Here is a 25,700-nt window from a genome sequence, read left to right on the forward strand (position 1 = left end):
GCCGGGCGGGGAGTGCGGCGCGCCCGCTCTAGAGGAGGCGCAGGACGCCGACGACCTTTCCGAGGATCTGCGCCTGGTCGCCACGGATCGGGGCGTAGGCCGGGTTGCGGGGCATGAGCCATACCTGCCCGTCCTGCCGGCGCAGCACCTTGACGGTGGCCTCGTCGTCCAGGAGCGCGGCGACGACGTCTCCGTGATCAGCGCTGTCCTGACGCCGTACGGTCACGATGTCGCCGTCGCAGATCGCCGCGCCGATCATGGAGTCGCCGGAGACCGTCAGGGCGAACAGATCGCCGTCGCCCACGACTTGGCGGGGCATGGCGTAGACGTCCTCGACCATCTCCTCGGCGAGCAGCGGGGCACCGGCCGCGATCCGCCCGACGAGCGGCACGTCCACCCGCGTCTCGTTCCTGCTGCCCAGGTCGGGCGCCCACGAGGGGCGGACCCGGTAGGCGCGGGGGCGTTGCGGATCCCGGTAGAGCACGCCCTTGCGCTCGAGGGCCATCAGCTGATGGGCGACCGAGGACGTGCTGGCCAGCTCCACGGCCTGGCCGATCTCCCGCATCGACGGCGGGTAGCCCTGCCGCTCGACCGACTCCGTGATGTAGCGGACGATGGCCGACTGACGGCTCGTCAGCTCTCCTTCGGCGGTCCGGGGACCGGGGGGACGGCCCCGGCGGGCGGACGCGGTGTTCTCCATCCGGGGCACCTCCGTGCAAGATCGTTCGGAATGACCCTAACCTGTCATCCCCCTTAAATGGAACACCTTATCGAATCTCGGGAGTCAACGGGCCCCGGATCCGCGCCCCGGCGCTCCTTCCGCGGCTCCGGGGGGGCCAGACGGCGCGTCGGCCGACGTCCCGGAGAAGGTGGTCGACGCCCTCCGGCGCGGCGGCGAAGGAGGTGACGAAGCGGACCCGCACCCGGCTCCCGGCGGTCACTGGGGAAGGCGTAAGCCGTCCGCGAGGAGCCCCTCGGCGACCTGCCGCCCGAGGACGTCGTCCGGTACGCACTTCGGCGCTTCGCGGGGCACAGGGCACGGCTCCGCCTGCGGGAGGCGACCGTCGGCAGGCGGCGGCGTTCGAGTCCCGCCGATCACTCGGCGTCGACGGCGCCCTCGTCACGCAGCAGCAGGGCGAGCAGCCCCGGAAAGCGCTTCTCGAACTCCTCGCGGCGCAGTCGGTTGACGCGCTTCGGGCCCTCGTCACGCTGTTCGACCAGGCCGGCGCCGCGCAGGACCGAGAAGTGGTGGCTGAGCGCGGCCTTGCCGACGGGCACATCGAAGCTGCCGCAGCTGCGCGTCCAGTCGGCGGAGCCCGCCAACTCACGGATCAGCGTGAGGCGCACGGGGTCGGAGACCGCGGACAGCGCGGTGAGCACGGACACGTCCTCGGGATCCGTGTGCACCGGCGCCGCCCGGTGGCCGGCGCCCGCAACCTGGTTCGGCATACCCCTCCCGTCTCAACCTCCGCCCCGACGGACATCTCGCGGAGCGTCCCGGCCGGTTGCCGAGTGTTCGATGGATATCTTACAGTCCCAGTGTTCGCTTCCCATTGAACACTCATCGAAGGGTGCGGTGATCCGTCATGCGCGCGATCGAGTTCCAGGAGTACGGCGCCCCCGAGGTGCTGAAGGTCGTCCGGGCCGACATCCCCGAGCCCGGGCCGGGCCAGGTCACCGTCGACGCCGCCTACGTGGGCGTGAACTTCGCCGATCTCAAGGCGCGCACCGAGGGGTACCGGGTGCCCTCGCTGCCGTTCCGGCCCGGCCTGGAGGTGTCCGGACGGATCCGGGCCGTCGGCGACGGCGTCCAGGGGCTGCGGCCGGGACAGGAGGTCGCCGCGCTGGTCGACGGCGGAGCCTACGCGGAGGTCGTCGTCGCCGATGCCGTCACCGTCTTCCCGCTCCCCGAGGGCCTGGACCTGCGCACCGCCGCCACCCTGCCCACCGTGGTGCCGACCGCCTACGCCCTGCTCCACGAGGTCGGGCGGCTGCGGGCCGGGGAGACCGTTCTGGTGCAGGGCGCTGCCGGCGGCATCGGCACCGTGGCCGGTCAGCTGGCCCGGGCGGCGGGCGCCGGCGCGGTGTACGGCGTGGTGTCGTCCTCGGCCAAGGCCGAGCACGCGCTCCGACACGGCTACGACGAGGTGTTCACCGGCGACTCCTTCGCCGCCGACGTCCGCCGCGCCACCGGCGGCAAGGGGGTCGACCTGGTGCTCGACCCGGTGGGCGGCGACACCCTGCGCCGCGGCCTCGACGCCCTGGCCGTCTTCGGACGCCTGGTGTCCTTCGGCAACGCGAGTGGCGCCGAGCCGTGGCACGTCGGACAGCCCGAACTGTACGCGCGGGGCCGTTCGGTCGGCGGCTTCTCCATCCTGGGGCTCGCACAGTCGGCGCCCGAGGCGTTGCGCGCCCTCGCCGACCGCGCCTTCCGCACCGTCTCCGACGGCACCGTGAGCCTCCCGGTCACCGCCGAGTTCCCGCTGGCGGACGCGGCCGAGGCGCACCGGCTGATGGGCGGGCGTACGTCGACGGGGAAGCTGCTGCTGCGCGTGGCCGAATGAGAGCGGTCACCGCGCGGACCGCCCGCCGCGGGACGTCGTCTCGGTGGCGCGTCGGCGGCGGCTGTCCGTGGCAGGCGTGAAGGGAGCACGGACCGCCGACGACAAGGGAGCCGGCAGTCCGTGGACCATCTCGTCGCACCGGGGGCCACCAGCGGCATCCGCACATGTGTACTGAAAGGCACCGATCATCCCATGAGTGGATTTCCGCCAGTAGGGTGAGCGGGCGGTCGAGCGAAAGACACACCGCCACCGGGGAGTTGAGGATGTGCCGCCCTTTCGTCTGCCGCTGTTCCGGACCTTCGGGCGGCCGAGCTGTTGTCGTGCTGCCCTGTGCCATTAGAGGGGCAGAGCCATGCGGGTGCTCGCGAACAGGTACGAACTGGTCGAGGCGGTCGGACGCGGGGGAATGGGCGAAGTCTGGCGCGCCACCGACCGGGAACTCGGCCGCACCGTCGCGGTGAAGGTGTTGCCGCCCGAACTCACCCGGCACGAGGAGTTCCGCGTCCGGTTCCGCCGGGAGGCGCGCGTCGTGGCCTCGCTCAACCACCGGAACGTCGCCGTGCTCCACGACGTCGGCGAGGACACCACCCACGGCGAGACGACTCCGTTCCTCGTCATGGAGTTCATCGAGGGGCGGACGCTGACCGCCGCCCTGGCCGACGGCGCGTTCTCGGTCTTCCGGGCGCTGGCGGTCGCCAGGGACATCGCCGACGCCCTCGCCCACAGCCACGCCCAGGGCCTGATCCACCGCGACATCAAGCCGTCCAACGTCATGCTGACGTCCGAAGGCGGCGTCAAGGTACTCGACTTCGGGATCGCGAAGGTCGTCGCGGAGACGACCACCCGCCTCACCGCGACCGGTATGACGGTGGGCACCCCCGCCTACCTCTCACCCGAGCAGCTCACGGGCCGGCCGGTGGACGGCCGCTCCGACCAGTACTCCTCGGGCTGCCTGCTCTACGAACTGCTCACCGGCCGCCCGCCGTTCCTCGGCGATTCGCCCTTCGCGGTGATGCACCAGCACATCAGCCAGGAACCGGTCGCCCCCTCCCGGCTGCGCCCGCAGATCCCGGGCGTGGTGGACGACCTCGTGCTCCGGACCCTGGCGAAGGACCGTGAGCAGCGGCACGGCAGCGCGGCGGAGCTGCGGGAGGCGCTGGCGGCGACCCTCACCGCGCTGAGCGCCCCGGCGGACGCGGCCTCGAGGACCCCCGCCCCGGCGCCCGGCGCGCCGCCCGCGCCCGCCGTGCCGCCCGCGCGCACGAAGGCCGACACCACGGCGGGCCCCGGGCACACGGCGCTGGCACAGCAGGAGACCCGTACCGCGCCGGCCCCGCCCAGGCCCGCCGTCCCGCCTCCCGGCGGACCGGTCGACGGGAGCCTCCCCGGCACCGCCGACGGTTCCCGGACGCCGTACCCGGCGCCTACCGGCGACGGCCCGTCGCCCGCACCGGGCGAGCGCCGTTTCGCCCTCACCGGCGGCAGGACCATCGCCCTGCTGGGCCTCGTCGTCTCCGGCGTCGTGGCCCTCGGCTGTCAGGACATGTACGCGGACTCGTCCGACGAGCTGGTCGACGTGTGGGTGGCCGCCGCGGTGCTCGGGCTCGTCCTCTTCCGCTGGCTTCCCTTCACCTCGACCCTGCTGTGGTGGGGGGCCGGAGCCCTGGTCACGGCCGGCGTCGCGATCGGCGGCGGGGTCGACGACTACGGCTACACCTCGGTCACGGAGAGCGACTTCAGCACCCTCTACTATTACGACTCCTCCTACGGCGCCTACTACGAACTGCCGGCCGACTCCTCCGGCCACCGGCTCTTCGAGGACGACTACAGCGGCGGTTACGACCCCGCGCAGGCCGACGTCGGTCGCGACTACACCGCCCACGACCCCATCGAGATCCTCGCCGCTCCCGCGCTCGTCCTGGCCACGCTCTGCCTCTTCCGCGCCCTGAGCCGCCGGCGCCTGTCGCCCCTGGCGGCGGCCGCCGGTCTGACCCTGGGGGGCGTGGGGGTCGGCTGGCTGGCCCTCGGGCAAGACGAGCAGACCGGGGTGTTCGCGGTGGCCTGGGGTGTGGTCGTCGTCGCCGCCGTCGTCCAGGAGATCCGCGCCCGCAGGAACGCCCCGCCGAGTGTCCGCCGCCGTCTGCGGTTCGTCACGGCCGAATAGTGCGCCGCGGGCCGACGGCGCCCGGGGCGCCGCGTCCCGTCGGCCTGCGCCGTAAGGTGGGAGGTGCGGATTCATCCGTTTGATCCCTTCAGTCCCACCCCAGCCGAACCGGAACATTCATGCACTCCCCGTCCGCCGCCTCGGACGACGGCTCCGACGCCCTGTTCGGGCTCGACGCCCTCGGCCCCGAGCCCGCCCCTCCCCGCGGCGGCCGACCGTCCTTCCGCGACTCCGACACCGCACGGCGCCTGCTGCCCGTACGGGAGATCCACGCCGAACCCGCGGCCGCCGCCTCGCCGCGCGGACGGCAGATCATCGCCCGGTTTCCCGAGGCTCGGCTGGTGGAGGTCGAGTCCCACTGGGGCATCCCGGGGCTGCACGGCAACGAGGGGAACGTCGCGCGCTGGGTGCGTGTCAAGGGAGAGACGCTCGTCCTCGGGGAGCGCAAGGCGCCGAAGACGCGCCCCAACGGGCGCTCCGCCGACTGGATCGCGCCCGGCGCCTCGAACGGCTGCGCGATGGCGTGCGCCTACTGCTACGTGCCGCGGCGCAAGGGGTACGCCAACCCGATCACCGTCTTCACCAACATCGACCGGATCGTCGCCCACATCGGCCGGCACATCGCCCGGCAGGGCCCCAAACCCGAGCCCAACCAGTGCGACCCCGAGGCCTGGGTGTACGACATCGGCGAGAACGGCGACTGCTCGGTGGACGCTCTGATCTGCGACAACACCGCGGATCTCGTACACGCCTTCCGGCAGTGGCCGACCGCCAAGGCGTCCTTCGCGACCAAATTCGTCAACCCGGACCTGCTGGCGCTGGACCCGCGTGGCCGCACCCGCATCCGTTTCTCGGTGATGCCCCCGGAGGACTCCCGGCTGCTGGACGTGCGGACCTCACCGGTCGCCGAGCGGATCGCCGCTGCCACGGACTTCCTGGACGCGGGTTACGAGGTGCACTTCAACCTCTCCCCCGTCGTCGTCCGCCCCGGCTGGGAGGAGGCCTGGACCGAACTCCTCGGGCATCTCGACGACGTCCTGCCCGACCGGGTGAAGCGGCAGGCCGCGGCGGAGGTGATCATGCTGACGCACAACCGGGAGCTGCACGAGGTCAACCTCGGCTGGCACCCCCGCGCCGAGGACGCCCTGTGGCGACCGGACGTGCAGGAGACCAAGCGCTCCGAGAACGGCGCTCTGAACGTGCGCTACGCGAGCCCCGTCAAGGCGCGGGCGGTGGACCGGCTGCGTACGCTGATCGCCGCCCGAGCCCCCTGGCTGCGGGTGCGCTACGCGTTCTGAGACGAGCGCGGGGCGGCACCTTCGGAAGGCGCCGCCCCTCGGACACGTGTGGAACCCGTGCCGTCGGACGTCAGGCGGCGACGGAACTCGCCCAGTCGTTGTACACGCCCAGGTTGGAGCTGTAGGTGTTGGGGCTGATGGAGATCTGCCCGCCGTTGCCACCCTCGTCCCGGGCCAGCCAACCCCACTGGCTGGACCCCTGGTTGTTGCGCCACGACGACGCCTGGTCGCTGAAGCCGTACTCGTTGAGGTTGTGCCAGTAGTAGTCGCTGAAGATCAGCCGGCGTCCGCCGCCGTTGATGTCCTGGTACAGGCACAGCCAGCCGCTCGCGCAGGCCGGTGTGGCCTGGATCTGGGCTTCGGTCCTGCCGATCATCAAGGGGTCGGAGGCGCGGGAGTAGCCGAGCGCCTTGTCCGCCTCCGCGTGGGTCTTGAAGCAGCGCACCGACGACTTGGAGTACACCACGCAGCTCTGCGCGGCGCCCCAGCCGTCCTGCTTCAGGTTGATCTTCTGCTGCCCGTAGGCCGCGACGGCACCGCCCGCAGTGGAGTCCGCGGTGACAGCCGCCGACGCCGGGCCCGCGAGCAGTACACCGGTCGCCGCGAGCGCGGTGGCCAGTAAGACCGAGCTGACTTTCTTCACTTTTCCCCCTAGCTTGGTGCTGCTGGCCGACAGCGCCTTTGTCCCCCTTGGTACAACGACTCCGGCAATGTCGGCCTGGTCATGCTCATGTCTATTAGGTGCGGTTCGTGGGGTCAAGGAGTCCTACGGCCTCGCATGGTTTTGGCTCGAAAGCCGCTGCACCGCACAGCCGGCCGCAGATGCGGTCGCTCAGTCGGCCGTCGCTCCATGCCCGCCTGCCCGAGCCCGTGCACCCGGGCGGGGTCGCCCTTGCCCGGTCACCCGTACTCCACGGCCGCGTCCAGCAGCCAGTTGGTCAGGTGGTCGGCGAAGGAGGAGCGAACCAGCACCCAGAACCCCGCCCTGGGCTCGTCACGGGCCACCAGGACGACCTGGGTGCGGGCCAGCGTCGTCTGGGCGCACCGGCCGGGGCCGAAGGCGCGCGGGTGGAGATCCAGCCGGCAGCCGTGGGCCAGCAGGTCCCGGGCGCGCGGTCCGCCGACCAGGACGGTGGTGCGCTGGGCGGAGACGTCCGTGACGGACAGCGGGACGCCCCCGGCCGCCGAGCGGATCCGGCTCTCCAGCTCCCGCTGAGAGCCGGGAAGGCCCGCCACCAGCCACTCGTCGGGGCCGAGCCACGCCGCGCGCAACTCCCCGCCGCGCACGACGGTGTCGGGTTCCAGGGGCAGTTGGAGCCCCAGGGCGAGTCCGACGGCGTCCGCCGCCGGGCTCTTGGCGTCGAGGCGGACGTTGAGCTGGGTCAGGAAGGGGAGTTCGGCCAGGCGGATGGCGCCCCCGGAAGAGCGTGTCGCGGCGGCGAGGCGGTCGGCGGCATGCGCCAGAGGGCTGCGCCGCCGTGCGGTCGAAGCGGTGTCAGCCATCGCGACGGGCTCCCTCGGGGTCGTAGAGGACGGGGCTCGCCACCGTCACCGGAACCAGCCGGTCGCCCACGGGGGCGTACAGACGTTCACCGATACGGTCCCGGCCGCCCTTGACCAGGGCGAGCGCGAAGGTCCGGCCGAGGGCGGCACTGCGGTAGCTGGAGGTGACATGGCCGAGCATCGGGACGGGCGGCGCGGGCAGCACGCTGTCGGCGACCAGGTGGGTTCCCTCGGGCAGCAACGTCTCCGGGTCCTGCGGCAGCAGGCCCACCAGGTGCTTGCGGTCGGCGCGGACGGTGTCGGCTCGGGCGTACGAGCGCTTGCCGATGAAGTCGGGCTTCTTCTTCGACACCGCCCAGCCCATCCCGAGGTCCTGCGGGGTGACCGTGCCGTCGCTGTCCTGGCCGATGATCGGGTAGCCCTTCTCGGCCCGCAGGACGTGCATGGCCTCCGTGCCGTAGGGCGTGATGCCGTACGGCGCGCCCGCCTCGTACAGCGCCTCCCACAGGGCGAGGGCCTCCCACGGGGACACGTTGATCTCGTAGGCGAGTTCGCCGGAGAAGCTGATCCGGCACACCCTGGCCCCGATGCCCGCGACCGTCGTGTCCCGCCACGCCATGAACGGGAAGTCGTCGTTGGAGACGGCCAGCCCGGGCGCGAGCGAGCCGAGGACCTCGCGGGAACGCGGACCGACGAGGGCGACGGTCGCCCACTGCTCGGTGACCGAGGTGCAGTGGACGCGGAGTTCGGGCCACTCGGTCTGGAGCCACTCCTCCATCCAGTCCAGTACCGCGGCCGCGTTGCCCGTGGTGGTGGTGACCAGGAAGCGGTCCCGGGCGAGACGGATGACCGTTCCGTCGTCGAAGATCATGCCGTCCAGGCGGCACATGACGCCGTAGCGGATCATGCCGACCTTCAGCGTACCGATCATGTTGGTGTAGAGCCGGTCGAGGAAGACGGCGGCGTCCGGACCCTGTACGTCGATCTTGCCGAGGGTGGAGGCGTCCATGAGGGCGACGCCCTCGCGGGCGGCGGCGCATTCCCTCAGGACGGCCGCCCGCATGTCCTCGCCGTCCCGCGGGTAGTACCAGGGCCGTTTCCACTGGCCGACGTTCTCGAACAGGGCGCCGTGCTCGACATGCCACGCGTGGACGGCGGTCGTGCGGACCGGGTCGGACAGCACGCCTCGGTCGCGGCCGGCGAGGGCGGCGAAGGAGACGGGGACGTACGGCGGCCGGAACGTGGGCAGACCGAGCGCCGAGACGTCCACCCCGAGGAGTTCGGCGACGATCCCGCTCGCCAGCACGCCGCCCGTCTTGCCCTGGTCGTTGGCGGTGCCGGCCGTGGTGTAGCGCTTGGTGTGCTCGACCGAGCGCAGGCCCGCCCCGGTCGCCCGCGTCAGGTCGTCGACCGTGACATCGCGCTGGAGGTCGACGAACCGGGGGGCTCCGGTGGACGTGGGGACGGCGAACACCTGCATGGGCGGGGTGTGCGGCGGGGTGACGACGGCCGGAAGGGGCGGCGTCTCGGCGGGGTACCCCTCCGCCTCGACCGCGCGGGCGCCGGCCGCGGCGCCCTGTGCGAGGGCCGCGGCGAGATCGAAGACCCCGCAGGCGCCGCCCACGGCCTCCACCGCCTGCCGGCAGCTGTCGGGAACGAACGTGCCGAGCACCTCGTCGTGGCGGAGCTTGCCGCCCGCCTGGCTGAACAGATGCGCCACGGGGTTCCAGCCGCCGGAGACCAGGAGCAGATCCACGGCGAACTCCCGGCGCGGCAGGGCCGCTTGTCGCGCCTCGGGCTCACCGTACGGGGCGACCGTCACGGCGGTGAGGCGAGTCCCGCCCGCCGTGTCCGTGACCGCATGCCCGGCCAGCACCTCGATCCCGGCGGACCGGGCGCGCTCGGCCCACTCCCCCGGCTCGGCCCGGGTGTCGACGATCGCCGCGATGGCCACGCCCGCCGCCGCCAGGTCGAGTGCGGCGGCGTAGGCACTGTCGTTGGTGGTGAACACGACCGCGTGCCGGCCGGGCAGCACCGCGTACCGGTGCAGGTACGTCCGGGCCGAGGCGGCCAGCATCACGCCGGGGCGGTCGTTGTCGCCGAAGGCCAGCGAGCGTTCGTGGGCGCCGGTCGCGAGGACGACGCGCCGGGCGCGGATCCGCCAGCCCCGCTCGCGGGAGACCTGCTGGGGGGCCTCGGCGCCGAGGTGGCCGGTGCGGCGCTCGACGGCGAGGAGGTGGTTGTCGTCGTAGTGGCCGAAGACGGTGGTGCGCGGCAGGACGCGGACCTCGGGGGCGGCTTCGAGCCGTGCGCGCGTCGCCTCCACCCAGTCGAGGTGGTCGCCGGTGCCGAGCAGACTGCCGCCGGGTTCCGGCTGGTCGTCGGCGAGGATGACGCGGGCGCCGCTCCTCGCGGCCGCCGCGGCGGCCGCGAGGCCGGCCGGGCCCGCGCCGACGACCAGCAGGTCGCAGTGGGCGTGTACGGCGTCGTAGCGGGCGGGGTCCGGTGCGGTGGCCAGCCGGCCCTGACCGGAGAGGCTCGTCGCGACGAGACCGTCGTACAGCTCGACCGTCGTCGCGGGGAGCATCGGCTCGGGGAAGGGCTCCTCGATCTGGACGACGGCGTTGGGTTCCTCCACGCCGGCGGAGAAGATCCCGCGGGGTCGGCCCAGTCTGATGCTGGTCGCCGTCGCGATGACGCCGTCGGCGAGGAGCGCGGAGGCGAGGGTGTCGCCTCGGTAGCCCTGGTGGTCGGTGCCGTCGAAGGTGAACGTGAGGGGGGTGTCGCGGTCGATTCGGCCACCGTCGGCGAGGCGGTGCGGACGGCTCCTGAGCCGCGCAGCGGGCTCGGCCCCCAGGCCCCCGTCGGTCCCTGAAGGGGCCTCGTTCTCATCCTCGGGCGCCGGACGGGCGGGAAGGGCCGGACCGGAATCCACCGTGACCGGACGGGCTGGAACGGCCGGGCCGGTGACCGTCGTGACCGGACGGGGATCGGGAGCGGGCGGTCCGGGCTCCGTGATGGTCGGGCGTGTCTCCCCCGCTCTGTACACCGCCAGGATCTGGTTCGTCGACGTGTCCCGTACCGCGTTGAACCACTTGCGGCAGCCCGCCGCGTGGCTCCAGCGTTCGGCGAAGGGGCCCTTGGGGTTGTCCCGGAAGAAGAGGTAGCGCGCCCACTCCTCGTCGGTGAGGGCGGCGGGGTCCTCGGGGTGAGGGACGTGCGCCTGGCCGCCGTAGTGGAACTCGGCCTCGTCGCGGGGCCCGCACCACGGGCAGGAAATGAGCAGCATCGTTCGGCTCCCTAGTGGGCCACCGCGGCCGCGCCGTGCTCGTCGACGAGCGCGCCGGTGGTGAAACGGTCGAGCGAGAAGGGGGCGTTGAGGGGATGGGGTGTGTCGTGGGCGATGGTGTGGGCGTAGACCCACCCGACGCCCGGAGTGGCCTTGAAACCTCCCGTGCCCCAACCGCAGTTGAGGTAGAGGTTGCCGACCGGGCCGAGGCCGACGATCGGCGAGGCGTCCGGGCTGACGTCGACGATGCCGCCCCAGGTGCGCAGCACATGGGCACGGGCGAAGACCGGGAAGAGTTCCAGGGCGGCGGACATCTGCTCTTCGATGATGTGGAAGGCGCCGCGCTGGGTGTAGGAGTTGTACGCGTCGATGCCGGCGCCCATCACCAGCTCGCCCTTGTGCGCCTGGCTGACGTACACGTGGACGGCGTTGGACATGACCACGGTGGGGTGGACCGGCTCCAGGAGTTCGGAGACCAGGGCCTGCAAGGGGTGGCTCTGGAGGGGGAGTTCGATGCCGGCCATGGCCGCGAGGACCGAGGTGTGGCCTGCGGAGCACAGGGCCACCTTGCCCGCGGCGATGGGTCCCCGGGTGGTCTGTACGCCGACCACCCGGCCGCCGACCACGTCAAGGCCCGTGACCTCGCAGTTCTGGATGATGTCGATGCCGGCGGCGTCCGCGGAGCGGGCGAAGCCCCAGGCGACGTAGTCGTGCTTGGCGATGCCGGCGCGCGGCTGGTAGGTGCCGCCGAGAACCGGGTAGCGCACGTCCGGGGAGATGTTGACGATGGGGCAGACCTCTTTGACCTGCTCGGCGTCGAGCCACTCGGCGTCGACGCCGTTGAGCCGGTTGGCCTCGACGCGGCGCACGCTGTCCCGGACGTCCTGGAGGCTGTGGGCGAGGTTGAGCACGCCACGCTGTGAGAAGAGGATCGGGTAGTCGAGCTCTTCGGCCAGCCCTTCCCAGAGTTTGAGGGCGTGCTCGTAGATGCCGGCGCTCGCGTCCCACAGGTAGTTGGAGCGGATGATCGTGGTGTTGCGGGCCATGTTGCCGCCGCCCAGCCAGCCCTTCTCCAACACCGCGACGTCGGTGATGCCGTGGTTCCTCGCCAGGTAGTGGGCGGTGGCCAGGCCGTGACCGCCGCCACCGACGACGATCACGTCGTACGACCGCTTGGGCTCGGGGTTGCGCCAGAGCCGGTCGGGGTGGTCGGGGAGGTCGGCGCCGGGGGTGCTGGGGCTCATCGGACGGCTCCGTCATACGAGAGGTGCGGATACGGGTGCTCGGCCCCGCGGGCGCCGGTGCGGGCGCACGCGGCGAGATGCGGCTCGGGCGGCAGGACGGGCGCGAGCACGTCGGCTGCCCGCTCAGCCACGGAGGCGGGACATCGTCGGGTCGAACAGCGGCTCCTCGGCCACGACCGCCGCCACCCGCTGGTCGAAGTAACCGATGTGGAGCGCTGTCCCGGGGACGGCGAGTTCGGCGGGGAGCCAGGCGTAGGCGATGCCCTTGCCGATCGTGTAGCCGTAGGCCGCGCTGGTGACATGGCCGACCGGGCGGTCGCCGTCGTAGACCGGCTCCTTGCCCAGGACGACCGAACCCGGGTCGTCGATGGTGAGACAGGTGAGCCTGCGCCGGACGTCTTCCCTGCGGCGCTCCAGGGCGGCCTTGCCGACGAAGTCGCCCTGGTCGAGCTTGACGGCGAAGCCGACGCCGGCCTCGTAGGGGTCGTGCTCGAAGGTCATGTCGGTACCGAAGGAGCGGTAACCCTTCTCCAGGCGGAGGCTGTTGAAGGCGCCGCGGCCGGCGATGACGCCGCCGAGCGGCTCGGCCGCGTGCCAGAGGGTGTCCCACAGCTTCAGGCCCTGGTCGGCGGTGGTGTAGAGCTCCCAGCCGAGTTCGCCGACGTACGACAGCCGCATCGCGGTGACCGGCACCGAGCCGATGTGGGCACGCTTGGCGCGGAAGTACTTCAGGCCGTCGTTCGAGAAGTCCTCGTCCGTCAGCGGCTGGAGGACCTTGCGGGCCAGTGGGCCCCACAGGCCGATGCAGCAGGTTCCGGGGGTGATGTCGCGCACCTGGACGGTGCCGTCGGCGGGGAGCCGGCGGGTGAACCAGTCGAGGTCCAGGTTGCCGTTGGCGCCGACCTGGAAGAGGTCACGGGCCAGGCGGGCGACGGTGATGTCGCTGCGGATGCCGCCGTCGTGGTCCAGGAGCAGGGTGTACGTCACCGAGCCGACCGATTTGGCGACCTTGCCGGTGGTCAGCGCCTCCAGGAAGTCCGCGGCGCCCCGGCCGCCGACCTCGAGCCGCTTGAGGGCCGTCATGTCGTACATCGCGACGGTCTCGCGGGTGGCCTGTGCCTCGGCGCCGACGACGGGCGACCAGTACCGCGCCGCCCAGTCGTCGGGGGTGGGGATGTTGCGGCCCTGGACGAGCCCGGCGTTGGCCTCGTACCACTGCGGGCGCTCCCAGCCGTTCGCCTCCAGGAAGAACGCGCCGTGCTCCTGCTGGCGGACGAAGAAGGGGCTCGTACGGATCGGACGCGGGTCTCCGGAGGGCTGGAGGGGGTGGAGGATGTCGTACACCTCGGCGAAGTTGCGGCAGTCGCGGGCCAGGACGTACTCCGGGGACAGCTGGTGCGGCTCGAAGCGGTTGACGTCGCACTCGTGCAGGTCGAAGGAGGAGCAGAACCCGTCCACGAGCCATTCGGCCATGGCCCGGCCGACGCCCGCCGAGTGGGTGACCCAGACCGCCTCGGCCACCCAGAAGCCCTTGACGTCCGGGGACTCGCCCAGCAGCGGGAAGTTGTCGGTGGTGAAGGAGAACAGGCCGTTGACGCCCTCCTCGATCCTGGCCTCCTTCGTCGCGGGGAGCAGGGACCGGGTCTCGGTCCAGGCGTCGGCGAAGTCGTCCTCGGTGAACTTCAGGACGGACGGCATGCCGTCCGCCTCGTCGACGGAGAGGATGTCGTCGGCCGCGACGGGCATCGGGCGGTGACCGTAGGAGCCGATGCCGATGCCGTCGAAGCGGTCGCGGTAGTAGAGGTCGGCGTCCTGGTGGCGCAGGATCGGCCGCACCGCCTCCTCCGTCTGGCCCGCGAGCGCCGGGACCGGGCCGGTCCAGGCGAGCTGGTGGGCGAGCGGGGTGAGCGGGAGGTTCATGCCGGCCATGCGGGCGATCCTCGGGCCCCAGATGCCGGCGCAGCACACCACGATGTCGGCCGCGATCTCGCCGCGGTCGGTGAGGACTCCGGTCACCCGGCCCTCGCTCCGCTGCACGTCGAGCACTTCGTGGCGGGCCAGGAAGGTGACGCCGCGCTCGGTGGCCCGGCGGATCTGCGCCTCGACGGCGAGGACGGCCTTGGCGATCCCGTCGGTCGGGACGAGGAGGCCGCCGAGGACCCGGTCCGGGTCGACCAGCGGGTGCCGCTCGACGCACTCGTCGGCGCTCAGCAGGCGCGCCTCGACGCCCCAGGCGGTGATCCAGCCGTGGCGGCGGTGCAGTTCCGTGAGGCGCTCGGGGGTGGTGGCCACTTCGAGGCCGCCGACCTGGAGGAAGCAGGGCTTGCCGTCGACGTCGAGGGAGCAGAACTTCTCGACGGTGTAGCGGGCGAGTTCGGTCATGGTCTTGGAGGAGTTCGTCTGGAAGACCAGGCCCGGGGCGTGCGACGTGGAGCCGCCGGTCGCGGGGAGCGGGCCCTGGTCGACCACGGTCACTTCGGTCCAGCCGCGCGCGGAGATCTCGTCCGCGAGTGCCGCTCCCACGACGCCCGCTCCGATGATCACCACTCGGGGTCCCGCCATCGCCGCACCTCCGGATCGAAAACCAGTCGAGTTGCTTTGTGCGCAACATGGTTCAGGTTGCGCAACTCAATGTGCCCGTCGCGGACAGAGGGTGTCAAGGGGTCCGGTGACGTCGGGAAACAGCCCGGAACGCGGCGATGCCCGGCGGGCGGCGCACACAGGTGCACACCGCCCGCCGGGCATCTCGGACCGCCTTGCGACGTCGGCTACTTGATCCAGGCGTCGACCTTGTCGCGGTTGGCCTCCACCCACTTCTTGGCCGCCGCGTCCGGCGACAGCTTGTCCACCGCGATGTACTTGGCCACGGTGTTCTGGTCGTCGTTCGTCCAGTGGAACTTCTTCACCAGGTCGTAGGCCGGGCTGCCGGACTTCGCGAACCGGGCGCTGACGATCTTGTCCAGGTCGTAGACCGGATAGTCACAGGCGATCTTCGCCGCGTCGGCGTCGCATCCCGTCATGTAGGCGGGCAGTTCGACCTTCACCAACGGCACCTCGGACAGGAACCACTGCGGCTCGTAGAAGTAGCCGATCACCCATTCCTTGTTCTTCTCCGCCTTGCGGAAGGACTGGATGAGCGCGGTCTCGCTGCCCGCGTACACCACCTTGAAGTCCAGCTTCAGGTTCTTCACCAGCGCCTCGTCGTTGGTGACGTACGACGGGTCCCCGTCCAGGAGTTGACCCTTGCCGCCGGACTCGGAGGTCTTGAAGTTCGCCGCGTACTTGTCGAGGTTCTTCCAGTCGGTGATGTCCGGGTGCGCCTTGGCCAGCCACGGCGGCACGTACCAGCCGATGATGCCCTCGTTGCCGGTGGAGCCGGCCGCCACGGCGGTCTTCTGCTGGGTGATGTACTTCTTCTTCAGATCGTCGTGGCCCCAGTTCTCCAGGACGGCGTCGACCTCGCCGGTCCCGAAGCCCTGCCAGGCGATCTCCTCCTTCAGGTCCTTCTTGTCGACCGTGCAGCCGAGGTCGTGCTGCGCGACATAGGCGACGACCGCGGCGTCCGCCTCGTAACCCACCCACGGGTTGACCGCGAGGTTGAAGGTGCCGCACTTGCCCGAGCTGCCGGAGCCGCCCGGATCCGCGGAGTCGTCACCGACCTTCGCGCCGCCGCAGGCGGTCAGGGTCAGCCCGATGACGGTCGCGACGGCTGCGCCGGCCATGCCGGTTCTCCGCTGTCGTACTCGTGTGGCCATGCTGGTGCTCCTTATGCGCTCGCGCGTCGCGCCGCTGCCTGGGTGATCCGGTCGAACATGACTCCGAGAAGGACGATGGCGAGTCCCGCCGCGAGCCCCTTCCCGTACAGCTGCCCCTGCGAGAAACCGGCCACGACGTCGTAGCCGAGGGCGCCCGCTCCCACGAGGCCGCCCACCACAACCATCGACAGCACGTAGATCAGGCCCTGGTTGGTCGCGAGCGTCAGGGCACCGCGTGACATCGGCAGTTGGACCTTGGTGATGATCTGCCAGGTGTTGCACCCGGCGGACGTGGCCGCCTCGACGGTGGTCTCGGGCACGGCCCGCACCCCGTCGGCGACGATCTTGATGGCGACCGGCGCCGCGTAGACGATCGCGGCGACGATGGCCGTGAAGCGGGTCGCGCCGAACAGCGCCAGGAACGGCACGAGATAGACGAACGGCGGCATGACCTGCGCAGCGTCCAGGGTGGGCCGCAGCAGCCGGTCCACGAGCGGACTGCGCCCCATCCACACCCCGAGGACCACGCCGAGCAGCATGACCAGCACCGTCGCCACGAGGGTCGACGCCAGCGTCGTCATGGCGTCCGACCACAGGCCGGTGCCGACCAGCAGACCCAGGCAGACGGCCGTGGTGACGCCTGCCCGCAGGCCACCGAGCACGGCGCCCAGCGCGATCAGCACCACGCTCACGAGCCACCACGGGGAGTCGGTGAGCAGCGACTGGAACGGGTTGAGCAGGCCGTTGGTGACGCCGTCCCGGAAGGCGTTGGTCAGGCCCGACAGGTCGTCCTGCGCCCAGCCGGTCGCCGAGTCCGCCGCGCTCGCGACGGAGCTGCCGACGCCGCCGTCACCGGGGAACTCCGCCGCCCACAGATAGGTGTGCGACAGGTAGACGAGGACGACCGTGACCACCGCGCCCGCGCCCAGCAGCGGTCTGCGCCATCCGAGGAGGCGATGGTTCGAACGCCGTGCCGTTTCCGCGCGGGCACTGGCCGCGGTGGTGACCCGGTCGAGGACGATCGCCATGACGACGATGGCGAGCCCCGCGTTGAAGGCCGTCCCCACGTCGAGCGACTGGAGTGCCTGGACGACGGTCTTGCCGAGGCCGGGCGCGTCGATCAGGGCGGCGATGGTCACCATGGCCAGGGCTGCCATGATCGACTGGTTGACGCCCATCACCACGGTCCGCTTGGACATGGGCAGCAGGACCTTCAGCAGTGCCTGCCGCCGGGTCGCGCCCAGCGATTCGGCGGCCTCTACGGTGGCCTGCGGCACGGAACGGATGGCGTGCGCGGTGATGCGGATCGCGGGCGGCGCCGCGTAGATCACGGTGGCGATCGTGGCGGAGGCCCCGCCGATCAGGAAGAACAGGGTCAGCGGGGCGAGGTAGACGAAGGTCGGCATCGTCTGCATGAAGTCCAGAAAGGGCGTCACGATCCGGTCGACCCGGTCCGACAGCCCCGCCCACACGCCCAGCGGGATCGCGAACAGCAGCGCCACGAAGACCGCGGAGAGGGTGAGCGACAGGGTGTCCATGCTTTCCTGCCACAGACCCTGCAGGCCGAGGAAGGTGAAGCCCGCCACGGCCAGCAGGGCGACCCGCCAGTTGCCGACGGCCCAGGAGACGTAGCCCACGACGGCGACGACGCCGAGCCAGCCGATCTGCGGAAGGGGACGGCCTGCGGACGGCTGTGAGATCAGGTGCTGGATGAAGGTCACCAGGTTGTCGATGACCAGGCGGATCTCGTTGAAGAAGTAGAGGAACAGCGGGTTGGAGTTGCGGTCCGCGCCGATGGAGTCGTTGACGTCGTTGAACCACCGGTGCAGGCCGGTGAGGTCCGCCGCCGCCAGGGTCAGCGTCTGCTGTCCGCGCAGGACGACGAAGAGGAGCAGCCAGGCCACCAGGATCGCGGCCGCCACCGTGCGCCGGCGGACCTTGCGCACGCCGGCCAGGGGGGCGGACTTCTCCAGGGCGACGGCCATCACGCCCCGCCCTCGTGCCCGGCGACCACCGCGAGGATCTCCTCGTCGCCGACGATGCCGAGCAGCTTGCCGTCTTCCACGACCTTGACCGGCCGGTCCGCCGCCAGCACGGCCCGGGTGGCCTCCTTCACCACGACGTCCGGGCCCAGCTCGGGACCGTCCAGAGCGTCGTCGGGCTCCGCCGGGCGCATGATCCACCGCAGGGTGAGCACATCGGCGCGCGGCACGTCCTTGACGAACTCGCGTACGTAGTCGTCGGCCGGGGCGCCCACCAGCTCGTCGCCGGTGCCGCACTGGACCGTCTTGCCGTCGCGCATGATGAGGATGCGGTCGCCCAGCTTGAGCGCCTCGGAGAGGTCGTGGGTGATGAACACCATGGTCTTGCCGACCTCGTGGTGCAGCCGGACGACCTCGTTCTGCATGTCCCGGCGGATCATCGGGTCGAGCGCCGAGAAGGGCTCGTCGAAAGAAGAGCACGTCCGGGTTCCCGGCCAGCGCCCGGGCGAGGCCGACGCGCTGCTGCATACCGCCCGAGAGCTGGTCGGGGTAGGAGTTCTCGTACCCGGCGAGCCCGACCAGTTCGACGACCTCCAGGGCCCGCTTGCCGCGTTCGGCCCTGCTCATGCCGCGGATCTCCAGGCCGAAGGCCACGTTGTCGACGACGCGGCGGTGGGGCAGCAGCCCGAAGTGCTGGAAGACCATGGAGAATTTGCGGCGCCGCAGCTCGCGCAGGCGTTTGGCGTCCGCGGCGCGGATGTCCTCGCCCTCGAAGACGAGCTCGCCGGTGGAGGGTTCGATCAGCCGGGTCAGACATCGCACCAGCGTGGACTTGCCCGAACCGGACAGCCCCATCACGACGAACACCTCGCCCTTGCGGACGTCGAAGTTCACGTCACGCACGGCGGCGGTGCAGCCGGTACGGTCCATCAGCTCACGGCGGGTGAGGCCGCACAGCTCCTCCGAGTCGGGTACCTGGTCGGCCTTCGGCCCGAACACCTTCCACAGCCGGCGCACGGATATGACCGGAGTACCGTCCGAATCCTCGGGCGCGCCGCGCCGCTGCGGCACCTCGGTCTGCGTTGGGGTCATGATCGACCTCTCTTCGGCATTCAGCCGCGGAACCAGTGCTGCGGCCGGGGTTGGATGTTCTGCCAGATGTGTTTGGGCTCCCGGTACTCGTTCAGGCCGGTCGGTCCCAGCTCCCGGCCCACGCCCGAATGCCCGAAGCCACCCCATTCCGCCTGCGGCACGTAGGGGTGGTAGTCGTTGATCCACACCGTTCCGTGGCGCAGCCGCCGGGCCACCCGCTGGGCCTTGCCGGCGTCCTGCGTCCACACGGCACCGGCCAGGCCGTACTCGGTGTCGTTGGCGATCCGCACGGCGTCGTCCTCGTCGGTGAAGCGCTCGACGGTGAGCACGGGCCCGAAGGACTCCTCGTGCACGACGCGCATGTCCTGCCGGCACTCGTCGAGGACGGTCGGCGGGTAGTAGAAGCCGTCGGCCAGGGCCGGGTCGCCGGGCCGTTCCCCGCCGCAGCGCAGCACCGCGCCCTCGGCGAGGCCCGCCGCGACGTACGCCTCGACCTTCTCCCGGTGCCGCGCGGAGATCAGCGCTCCGGTCTCGGCCTCGGGGTCGAAGGGCCCGCCGAGACGGATCCGCCGGGCGCGGCGGACGATCTCGTCGACGAGCCGGTCGTGCAGCGAGTCCTCCACGATCAGCCGGGCGCCGGCCGAGCAGACCTGTCCGGAATGCAGAAAGACGGCCGTGAGAGCGAAGTCCACGGCCGTCTCGAAGTCGGCGTCGGCGAAGATCACATCGGGGTTCTTGCCGCCGAGTTCCAGCGCCACCTTTTTCACGGTCGCCGCCGCGGTGGCCATGATCCGTCTGCCGGTCTCCAGGCCGCCGGTGAAGGAGACCATGTCGACGGCGGGATGCTCGGAGAGCGGGGCGCCGGCCTCGGGCCCGGCGCCCAGGACGAGGTTGGCGGCGCCGGCCGGAAGTCCGGCCTCCGCCAGCGCCTTCATCAGCAGGATCGAGGTGGAGGGAGTGAGTTCACTGGGCTTGAGGATGATCGTGTTGCCGGCCAGCAGGGCCGGGGCGACCTTCCAACTCGCTTGCAGCAGCGGATAGTTCCAGGGTGTGATCAGCCCGCACACGCCGATCGGCTCGTAGACGACGCGGCTGACGGCGTCGTCGCGGCCGGTGTCGATCACCCGGCCGCCGTCGGTGCCGCCGATCCCGCCGTAGTAGCGGAAGCAGGAGACGACGTCGGCGATGTCGTACTCGCTCTCCACCAGCCGTTTTCCGGTGTCCAGCGACTCCGCGCGGGCGAACTCCTTGGCATCGCGCTCGATGATTTCGGCGGTGCGCAGCAGCAGCGCGCCGCGCTCCCGCTCGGCGGTGCGCGGCCAGGGTCCCTCGTCGAACGCGCGGCGGGCGGCGGCGATCGCCGCCTCGGTGTCGGGGCGCGTCCCTTCCGAGACGATCGCGGTGAGGGACCCGTCGGCGGGGCAGCGGATCTCGCGGCGCCCGCCGGCCGACGGGTCCCGCCATTCCCCAGCCACATACAGGTCTGCCACGCGCCCATGCCCTTCAGCCGAAATACGTTGCGCATCATGCATTCAATTGCTCGTGATGGAACACCTTGACGAACGCCACCAACCTGCGTCAAGGGTTTGGCCGATGACGATTTCGCCGGGCGGGCACTTGTGCGGCCACCCTTGACCGAAAGCGGCGCCGGATCGACCATGTTGCGTATCGCTCACCTTGTTGTGTATTACGCACCGCCGGAGGTCGCTGTGTCCCCTGAGTACCCTCGTCCGCAGCCCGGTCGTGAGTTCGTCCTCACCCTCTCCTGTCCCGACAGCGCCGGTCTGGTCCACGCCGTGAGCGGCTTCCTCGTCAGGAACTCCGGCAACATCCTGGAAAGCCAGCAGTTCGACGACCGGCTTCAGGGCCGCTTCTTCATGAGGGTTCACTTCGACGTTTCCGACCCGGACGCCACGGTGAGAACACTGCGTAGCCGATTCGGGCCCGTCGCCGAGGCGTACCGCATCACGTGGTCCCTGAGCGAGGCGTCGACGCCGACCCGGACGCTGATCATGGTGTCCAGGTTCGGCCACTGCCTCAACGATCTGCTCTTCCGCCAACGCACCGGCGCGCTCGCCATCGAGATACCGGCGATCGTCTCCAACCACCGGGACTTCGAGGGCCTGGCGCAGACGTACGGCATCCCCTTCCACCACATACCCGTCACCACGGACACCAAGGCCGCGGCCGAGGCGCGCCTGCTGGAGCTGGTGCGGGAACTGGACGTCGACCTGGTGGTGCTGGCCCGCTACATGCAGGTCCTCTCCGACGACCTCTGCAAGCAGCTCGAGGGTCGCGCCATCAACATCCACCACTCCTTCCTCCCCAGCTTCAAGGGCGCACGACCCTACGGCCAGGCCTACGACCGTGGCGTGAAGCTCGTCGGCGCGACGGCGCACTATGTGACCCCGGACCTGGACGAGGGGCAGATCATCGAGCAGGACGTGGTCAGGGTGGATCACTCGCTCGACCCCGGCGACCTGGTCACGGTCGGCCGGGACGTGGAGGCGCAGGTGCTCGCGCATGCCGTCAAGTGGCACAGCGAGAGCCGCGTCATGGTGTACGGCAACCGCACGGTGGTCTTCCGCTGAGCGGTCCTCGCACGAGGGGGGCGGGGCCGGAGCTCCGGCCCCGCCCCCCTTTCCGTATACGAACCTCGTCAGCCGTCCAGCCGCTCCGGCACGGCGCGGCGCCACCGTTCCGTCTCGGCGTGCCCCTCGCCCGCAGCAGCCGCGCGGACACGTGCGGGACGACGCGGTATCCCCGCGCAGCGAGGCGGGTGGCGAGTACGAGGGTCGGTTCCAGGCCCTTGACCGGCGACGCCGTCACGGTGACGACGACCTCGCGCGGGACATGGGCGAGCACCTTGTCCTCGGCCTCCTTCGTGGGCAGCACCTCTTAGCGGACGCCGTCCGGCAGCGCCCTCGGTCCTGAGCCGGCCAACGTCTACCGGACCTGCTGCCGGCCGTCACGGCGCCGGTCGTCACGGTGCCGGTAGTACACGGCCTTCGACGGCGGCTGCGGCTCCTTGCCGAGGATCAGGTCGGCGGCCTTCTCCGCGATCATCATCACCGGCGCGTAGATGTTGCCGTTGGTGACGTACGGCATCACCGAGGCGTCCACCACGCGCAGCCCCTCCAGGCCGTGCACGCGCATGCTGGTGGGGTCGACGACGGACATCTCGTCGGTGCCCATCTTGCAGGTGCAGGACGGGTGCAGGGCGGTCTCGCCCTCCTTCGCGACCCAGGCGAGGATCTCCTCGTCCGTCGCCACCTCCCGGCCGGGCGAGATCTCCCCGTCGTTGTAGGGGGCGAGCGCGGGCTGGTCGAGGAGCTTGCGGGCCACGCGGATCGCCTCGACCCACTCACGACGGTCCTGTTCGGTGGAGAGGTAGTTGAAGCGGAGCGCCGGGTGTTCGCGCGGATCCGTGCTCTTGATCTTCACCGAGCCGACGGCGTCGGAGTACATGGGGCCCACGTGTACCTGGTAGCCGTGGCCACCGGCCGGCGAGGAGCCGTCGTAGCGGACCGCGATCGGCAGGAAGTGGAACATCAGGTTGGGGTAGTCCACGTCCTCGTTGCTGCGGGCGAAGCCGCCGGCCTCGAAGTGGTTGGTCGCGGCGGGCCCCTTGCGGAAGAGCCACTGGAGCCCGATGAAGGGGGCCCGCCACTTGGCCATGTACGGCTGCATGGAGACCGGTTGCCTACAGGCGTACTGGACGTAGACCTCCAGATGGTCCTGCATGTTCTCGCCGACGCCGGGAAGGTCGTGGACGACGTCGACGCCGAGGGCGCCCAGTTCCTCCGCGTTGCCGACCCCGGAGAGCTGGAGCAGTTGCGGGGAGTTGATCGCGCCGCCGCACAGGATGACTTCCGCGGCGCGGACCTGCCGGGGCGCACCCTTGCCGCGCCGGTACTCGACGCCGACGGCCCGCTTGCCCTCGAAGAGCACCCGCGTGACGAGGGCGCGGGTCCTGACCGTGAGGTTGGGCCGCTTTCTGACGGGCTTGAGATACGCCTTCGAGGCCGACAGGCGACGTCCGCGGTGGACGTTGCGGTCGAACTTGGCGAACCCCTCCTGCCGGAAGCCGTTGACGTCGTCGGTGGGCGGGTAGCCCGCTTCCCGGGTGGCCTCGAGGAAGGCGCCGAAGAGCGGGTTCGTCGCGGGGCCGCGTTCGAGGACGAGGGGTCCGTCGTGGCCGCGGAACTCGTCGTCCGGGTCGGCGGCCAGACAGTTCTCCATGCGCCGGAAGTAGGGCAGACAGTGCGCGTAGTCCCAGGTCTCCATCCCGGGGTCGGCCGCCCAGCGCTCGTAGTCCATCGGGTTGCCGCGCTGGAAGATCATGCCGTTGATGCTGCTGGAGCCGCCCAGCACCTTGCCGCGGGCGTGGTAGACGCGCCGGCCCCCCATGTGGGGCTCGGGCTCGGACTCGTACTTCCAGTCGTAGAACCGGCTGCCGATCGGGTAGGTCAGGGCCGCGGGCATATGGATGAAGACGTCCCACGGGTAGTCGGAGCGACCGGCCTCCAGCACCAGCACCCGGTTCGCCGGGTCCGCGGAGAGTCTGTTCGCCAGTGCGCTGCCGGCCGATCCGCCGCCGACGATGACGAAGTCGTATTGCAGGGGAGCCATGGTGCCTCGTCTCGCTCGCGCCGTAGATACGCGAGGCATGGTAATGGAGGTAGCGTCATGCGCACCAGGTTGCGAACAACGCAACTTGAAGGGCCTTTGTTTCCGCTGGATTGCTTGCCGCCGTGTTGTTTACTGCGCGTATAGTTGTGTTGTGAGCAACCACAGCCAAGACACCGAAACGACAGGTTCGCAGGCCGGCGGAGTGCAGTCGGTGGACCGCGCCATCAGCGTCCTCGAAATTCTCGCCCAACGCGGCGAGGCGGGCGTCAGCGAGGTGGCCGCCGAAATCGACGTGCACAAGTCCACCGCGTTTCGTCTGCTCGGCGCCCTGGAGGCGCGCGGTCTGGTGGAGCAGGCGGGCGAACGCGGCAAGTACCGCCTCGGCTTCGGCATCGTGCGCCTGGCCGGTGCGGTGACCGGACGCATCGACATCACCCAGCAGGGCCGCCCGGTCTGTGAGCGCCTCGCCGAGGAGATCGGCGAGACGGTGAACATCGCCGTCCTGCAGGAGCACTACGCGATCAACCTCTACCAGGTGCGCGGCCCCGGGGCCATCACCGCGCACAACTGGGTCGGCCAGCTGACCCCGTTGCACGCCACCTCCAGCGGCAAGATCCTGCTGGCCCACCTCCCCGCCAAGGAGCGCGCCGCCCTGCTGGCCGAGACCGGGATGAAGAAGGTCACGCCGCACACCATCACCGCCAAGACCAAGATCGAGAAGAACCTCGCCGAGGCCCGTGAGCGCGGCTACGCCTGGACGCTGGAGGAGCTGGAGATCGGCCTGCACGCCATGGCCGCGCCGGTCCGCGACCGCGACGGAGAGGTCATCGCGGCACTGAGCGCCTCGGGGCCCGCGTACCGCTTCACCGAGGAGCGTCTGCACGCACTCTCCCCGGTGCTGCTCAAGGGCGCCGACGAGATCAGTCACCGGATGGGCTACCTGGGCTGACCGGCCGGCCCGGCTACTGCGGGCCGCCGCCCAGACGCTCGTTGACCCAGTCGTGGAACGCGCCGATGTGGTGCTCGCTGGGCACCAGCACCCCGCCCTTGGCGTACAGGCGGGAGCTCATCCCGGGCTGTGTGCGCTCGCACGCGTCGAAGTCCTGCCGGTTGACCCGGTCGAAGAGTTCCACCGACCGGCTGACGTCCTTGCCGCTCTCGACGACGTGCGGGAGGTAGAGCCAGTCGCACTCGACGATCGTGCGGTCGACGGCCACCGGGTACATCCGGTGGAAGATCACATGGTCGGGGACGAGGTTGACGAAGACCTGCGGCCTGACGGTGATCGCGTAGTAGCGGCGGTCCTGGTCCTTGGCCACCCCGGGGATGCGGTCGAGACCCTCGGAACCGTCCACGGTGAAGCCCTGCACCTCCTGGCCGAACTCGGCGCCGTGCCCGACGTAGTACTGCGCGGCGTATCCGTCGGCGAACTCGGGTAGCACCTCGGTGAGTTCGGGGTGGATGGTGGCGCAGTGGTAGCACTCCATGAAGTTCTCGACGATGAGTTTCCAGTTCGCCCGCACGTCATAGACGATCCGCCTGCCCACCGAGAGGTGGTCGATGTCGTAGCGCTCGATCGACTCCACGTCGCCGAGGCGGGCGACGACGTCGCCGACGACGGCCTCCTCGAACGAGGGCGGGTCCTCGGCGAGGCACACCCAGACGTAGCCGAGCCATTCGCGCACCGCCACGGCGACCAGACCGTACTCGGTACGCCCGACATCGGGCATCTTGGTGAGGTTGGGCGCCGCGACGAGCTTCCCGTTCAGGTCGTACGTCCAGGCGTGGTACGGGCATTGGAAGGCCCGCTTGACCTCGCCGCTCTCCTCGGTGCGGAGCCTGGCCCCGCGATGCCGGCACACATTGAAGTAGGCACGGACGGCGTTGTCCCGCGCGCGGGTGAGCAGGATGCTCTCGCGGCCCACGTCGACGGTGCGGAAGGCACCCGGCTTCGCCAGCTCCGAGGCGCGCGCGGCGCAGAACCACACGGTCTCGAATATGCGCTCCTGCTCCTGGGCGAAGACCGTCGGATCCGTATAGGAGGAACCGGGGAGGGTGGCGATCAGGCTGTCCGGAAGTCCGGTCGAGGTCACAGGGCACTCCTCGGGAAACGTCGTGGAGGGGACATGCACGCGCCGGGAGGAGCGACTCCGGACGGCGTTGTGCATCAAGCAACG

The 25,700-nt window shown here is 70.9% G+C and carries 18 protein-coding genes and 2 pseudogenes; 5 read left to right on the plus strand and 15 right to left on the minus strand.

The genetic code is table 11. The annotated features are described in order from the left end of the window. Positions 1–28: 28 nt before the first annotated feature. Both lexA and QF030_RS04925 read right to left on the minus strand, forming a co-directional pair. Entirely contained in the window at positions 29–700 is a 672-nt protein-coding gene (gene lexA, locus QF030_RS04920; protein WP_307161410.1) for a transcriptional repressor LexA, read from the minus strand. Positions 701–1,095: 395 nt separating this feature from the next. Further along, positions 1,096–1,449, minus strand: a complete 354-nt coding sequence (locus QF030_RS04925; protein WP_307161411.1) for an ArsR/SmtB family transcription factor — start codon at positions 1,447–1,449, stop codon at positions 1,096–1,098. 137 nt (positions 1,450–1,586) lie between these two features. Between QF030_RS04925 and QF030_RS04930 the strand changes: the two genes are divergently transcribed. From QF030_RS04930 to QF030_RS04940, 3 genes are all read left to right on the plus strand, one after another. After that, positions 1,587–2,564 (plus strand): quinone oxidoreductase family protein, encoded by a 978-nt coding sequence (locus QF030_RS04930; RefSeq protein ID WP_307161412.1) that lies wholly within the window; start codon positions 1,587–1,589, stop codon positions 2,562–2,564. A gap of 352 nt (positions 2,565–2,916) precedes the next feature. Further along, the gene (locus tag QF030_RS04935) at positions 2,917–4,728 is read left to right on the plus strand and encodes a serine/threonine-protein kinase (protein ID WP_307161413.1); all 1,812 of its coding nucleotides are present in this window, start codon (positions 2,917–2,919) and stop codon (positions 4,726–4,728) included. A gap of 119 nt (positions 4,729–4,847) precedes the next feature. Beyond that, positions 4,848–6,026, plus strand: coding sequence for a spore photoproduct lyase family protein (locus tag QF030_RS04940; RefSeq protein WP_307161414.1), 1,179 nt, complete (start codon positions 4,848–4,850; stop codon positions 6,024–6,026). Positions 6,027–6,096: 70 nt separating this feature from the next. Here the strand turns inward: QF030_RS04940 and QF030_RS04945 are convergent, their stop codons facing one another. From QF030_RS04945 to QF030_RS04990, 10 genes and pseudogenes are all read right to left on the minus strand, one after another. Further along, a complete protein-coding gene (locus QF030_RS04945; RefSeq protein ID WP_307161415.1) occupies positions 6,097–6,669 on the minus strand; it encodes a peptidase inhibitor family I36 protein in 573 nt (190 codons plus the stop codon). Positions 6,670–6,926: 257 nt separating this feature from the next. Continuing rightward, positions 6,927–7,529, minus strand: a complete 603-nt coding sequence (locus tag QF030_RS04950) for a sarcosine oxidase subunit gamma (protein ID WP_307161416.1) — start codon at positions 7,527–7,529, stop codon at positions 6,927–6,929. Then, complete coding sequence (locus QF030_RS04955) at positions 7,522–10,818, minus strand: sarcosine oxidase subunit delta family protein (RefSeq protein WP_307161417.1); 3,297 nt, start codon at positions 10,816–10,818, stop codon at positions 7,522–7,524. Before QF030_RS04955 ends, QF030_RS04950 begins: the two co-directional genes overlap by 8 nt. 11 nt (positions 10,819–10,829) lie before the next feature. Next, the gene (locus QF030_RS04960; protein ID WP_307161418.1) at positions 10,830–12,062 is read right to left on the minus strand and encodes a sarcosine oxidase subunit beta family protein; all 1,233 of its coding nucleotides are present in this window, start codon (positions 12,060–12,062) and stop codon (positions 10,830–10,832) included. Beyond that, positions 12,059–12,193, minus strand: a complete 135-nt coding sequence (locus QF030_RS04965; protein WP_307161419.1) for a hypothetical protein — start codon at positions 12,191–12,193, stop codon at positions 12,059–12,061. The genes QF030_RS04960 and QF030_RS04965 overlap by 4 nt, the downstream gene beginning before the upstream one ends. Continuing rightward, on the minus strand, positions 12,186–14,624 hold the full coding sequence (locus QF030_RS04970) for a GcvT family protein (protein WP_307161420.1): 2,439 nt from the start codon (positions 14,622–14,624) through the stop codon (positions 12,186–12,188). The genes QF030_RS04965 and QF030_RS04970 overlap by 8 nt, the downstream gene beginning before the upstream one ends. A 206-nt stretch (positions 14,625–14,830) precedes the next feature. Continuing rightward, a complete protein-coding gene (locus QF030_RS04975) occupies positions 14,831–15,817 on the minus strand; it encodes an ABC transporter substrate-binding protein (RefSeq protein WP_307161421.1) in 987 nt (328 codons plus the stop codon). An 11-nt stretch (positions 15,818–15,828) separates the two neighbouring features. Next, positions 15,829–17,802 carry an ABC transporter permease gene (locus QF030_RS04980; RefSeq protein WP_307161422.1) on the minus strand — a complete coding sequence of 658 codons (1,974 nt, stop codon included), beginning with the start codon at positions 17,800–17,802 and terminating at the stop codon, positions 15,829–15,831. Continuing rightward, positions 17,802–18,891 (minus strand): annotated as a pseudogene (locus tag QF030_RS04985) (quaternary amine ABC transporter ATP-binding protein). The gene QF030_RS04980 and the pseudogene QF030_RS04985 overlap by 1 nt, the downstream one beginning before the upstream one ends. A gap of 20 nt (positions 18,892–18,911) precedes the next feature. Further along, positions 18,912–20,381, minus strand: a complete 1,470-nt coding sequence (locus tag QF030_RS04990) for an aldehyde dehydrogenase family protein (RefSeq protein ID WP_307161423.1) — start codon at positions 20,379–20,381, stop codon at positions 18,912–18,914. A gap of 219 nt (positions 20,382–20,600) precedes the next feature. Here QF030_RS04990 and purU point away from each other — a divergent pair, with 219 nt between their 5' ends. Beyond that, on the plus strand, positions 20,601–21,482 hold the full coding sequence (gene purU, locus QF030_RS04995; RefSeq protein WP_307161424.1) for a formyltetrahydrofolate deformylase: 882 nt from the start codon (positions 20,601–20,603) through the stop codon (positions 21,480–21,482). 130 nt (positions 21,483–21,612) lie between these two features. On the opposite strand, the pseudogene QF030_RS05000 reads toward purU, so the two are convergent. Further along, positions 21,613–21,786, minus strand: a pseudogene (locus QF030_RS05000) (5,10-methylenetetrahydrofolate reductase); the annotation flags it as partial. Between the two features lie 51 nt (positions 21,787–21,837). Further along, positions 21,838–23,523, minus strand: coding sequence for a choline dehydrogenase (gene betA / locus QF030_RS05005; protein ID WP_307161425.1), 1,686 nt, complete (start codon positions 23,521–23,523; stop codon positions 21,838–21,840). Positions 23,524–23,725: 202 nt separating this feature from the next. Here betA and QF030_RS05010 point away from each other — a divergent pair, with 202 nt between their 5' ends. Then, complete coding sequence (locus QF030_RS05010; protein WP_307167468.1) at positions 23,726–24,472, plus strand: IclR family transcriptional regulator; 747 nt, start codon at positions 23,726–23,728, stop codon at positions 24,470–24,472. 13 nt (positions 24,473–24,485) lie between these two features. On the opposite strand, the gene QF030_RS05015 is transcribed toward QF030_RS05010, so the two are convergent. Next, entirely contained in the window at positions 24,486–25,616 is a 1,131-nt protein-coding gene (locus tag QF030_RS05015; protein WP_307161426.1) for an aromatic ring-hydroxylating oxygenase subunit alpha, read from the minus strand. Positions 25,617–25,700: the final 84 nt, after the last annotated feature.

Origin of the sequence: Streptomyces rishiriensis, from assembly GCF_030815485.1 — a bacterium.
In the GTDB taxonomy this organism is placed as follows: Bacteria; Actinomycetota; Actinomycetes; order Streptomycetales; family Streptomycetaceae; genus Streptomyces; species Streptomyces rishiriensis_A.

Excerpts from the sequence above, each read along its gene's own strand:
- lexA (WP_307161410.1), bottom strand. The coding sequence starts at position 700 with ATGGAGAACACCGCGTCCGCCCGCCGGGGCCGTCCCCCCGGTCCCCGG.
- QF030_RS04925 (WP_307161411.1), bottom strand. The coding sequence starts at position 1,449 with ATGCCGAACCAGGTTGCGGGCGCCGGCCACCGGGCGGCGCCGGTGCAC.
- QF030_RS04930 (WP_307161412.1), top strand. The coding sequence starts at position 1,587 with ATGCGCGCGATCGAGTTCCAGGAGTACGGCGCCCCCGAGGTGCTGAAG.
- QF030_RS04935 (WP_307161413.1), top strand. The coding sequence starts at position 2,917 with ATGCGGGTGCTCGCGAACAGGTACGAACTGGTCGAGGCGGTCGGACGC.
- QF030_RS04940 (WP_307161414.1), top strand. The coding sequence starts at position 4,848 with ATGCACTCCCCGTCCGCCGCCTCGGACGACGGCTCCGACGCCCTGTTC.
- QF030_RS04950 (WP_307161416.1), bottom strand. The coding sequence starts at position 7,529 with ATGGCTGACACCGCTTCGACCGCACGGCGGCGCAGCCCTCTGGCGCAT.
- QF030_RS04955 (WP_307161417.1), bottom strand. The coding sequence starts at position 10,818 with ATGCTGCTCATTTCCTGCCCGTGGTGCGGGCCCCGCGACGAGGCCGAG.
- QF030_RS04960 (WP_307161418.1), bottom strand. The coding sequence starts at position 12,062 with ATGAGCCCCAGCACCCCCGGCGCCGACCTCCCCGACCACCCCGACCGG.
- QF030_RS04970 (WP_307161420.1), bottom strand. The coding sequence starts at position 14,624 with ATGGCGGGACCCCGAGTGGTGATCATCGGAGCGGGCGTCGTGGGAGCG.
- QF030_RS04975 (WP_307161421.1), bottom strand. The coding sequence starts at position 15,817 with ATGGCCACACGAGTACGACAGCGGAGAACCGGCATGGCCGGCGCAGCC.
- QF030_RS04980 (WP_307161422.1), bottom strand. The coding sequence starts at position 17,802 with ATGGCCGTCGCCCTGGAGAAGTCCGCCCCCCTGGCCGGCGTGCGCAAG.
- betA (WP_307161425.1), bottom strand. The coding sequence starts at position 23,523 with ATGGCTCCCCTGCAATACGACTTCGTCATCGTCGGCGGCGGATCGGCC.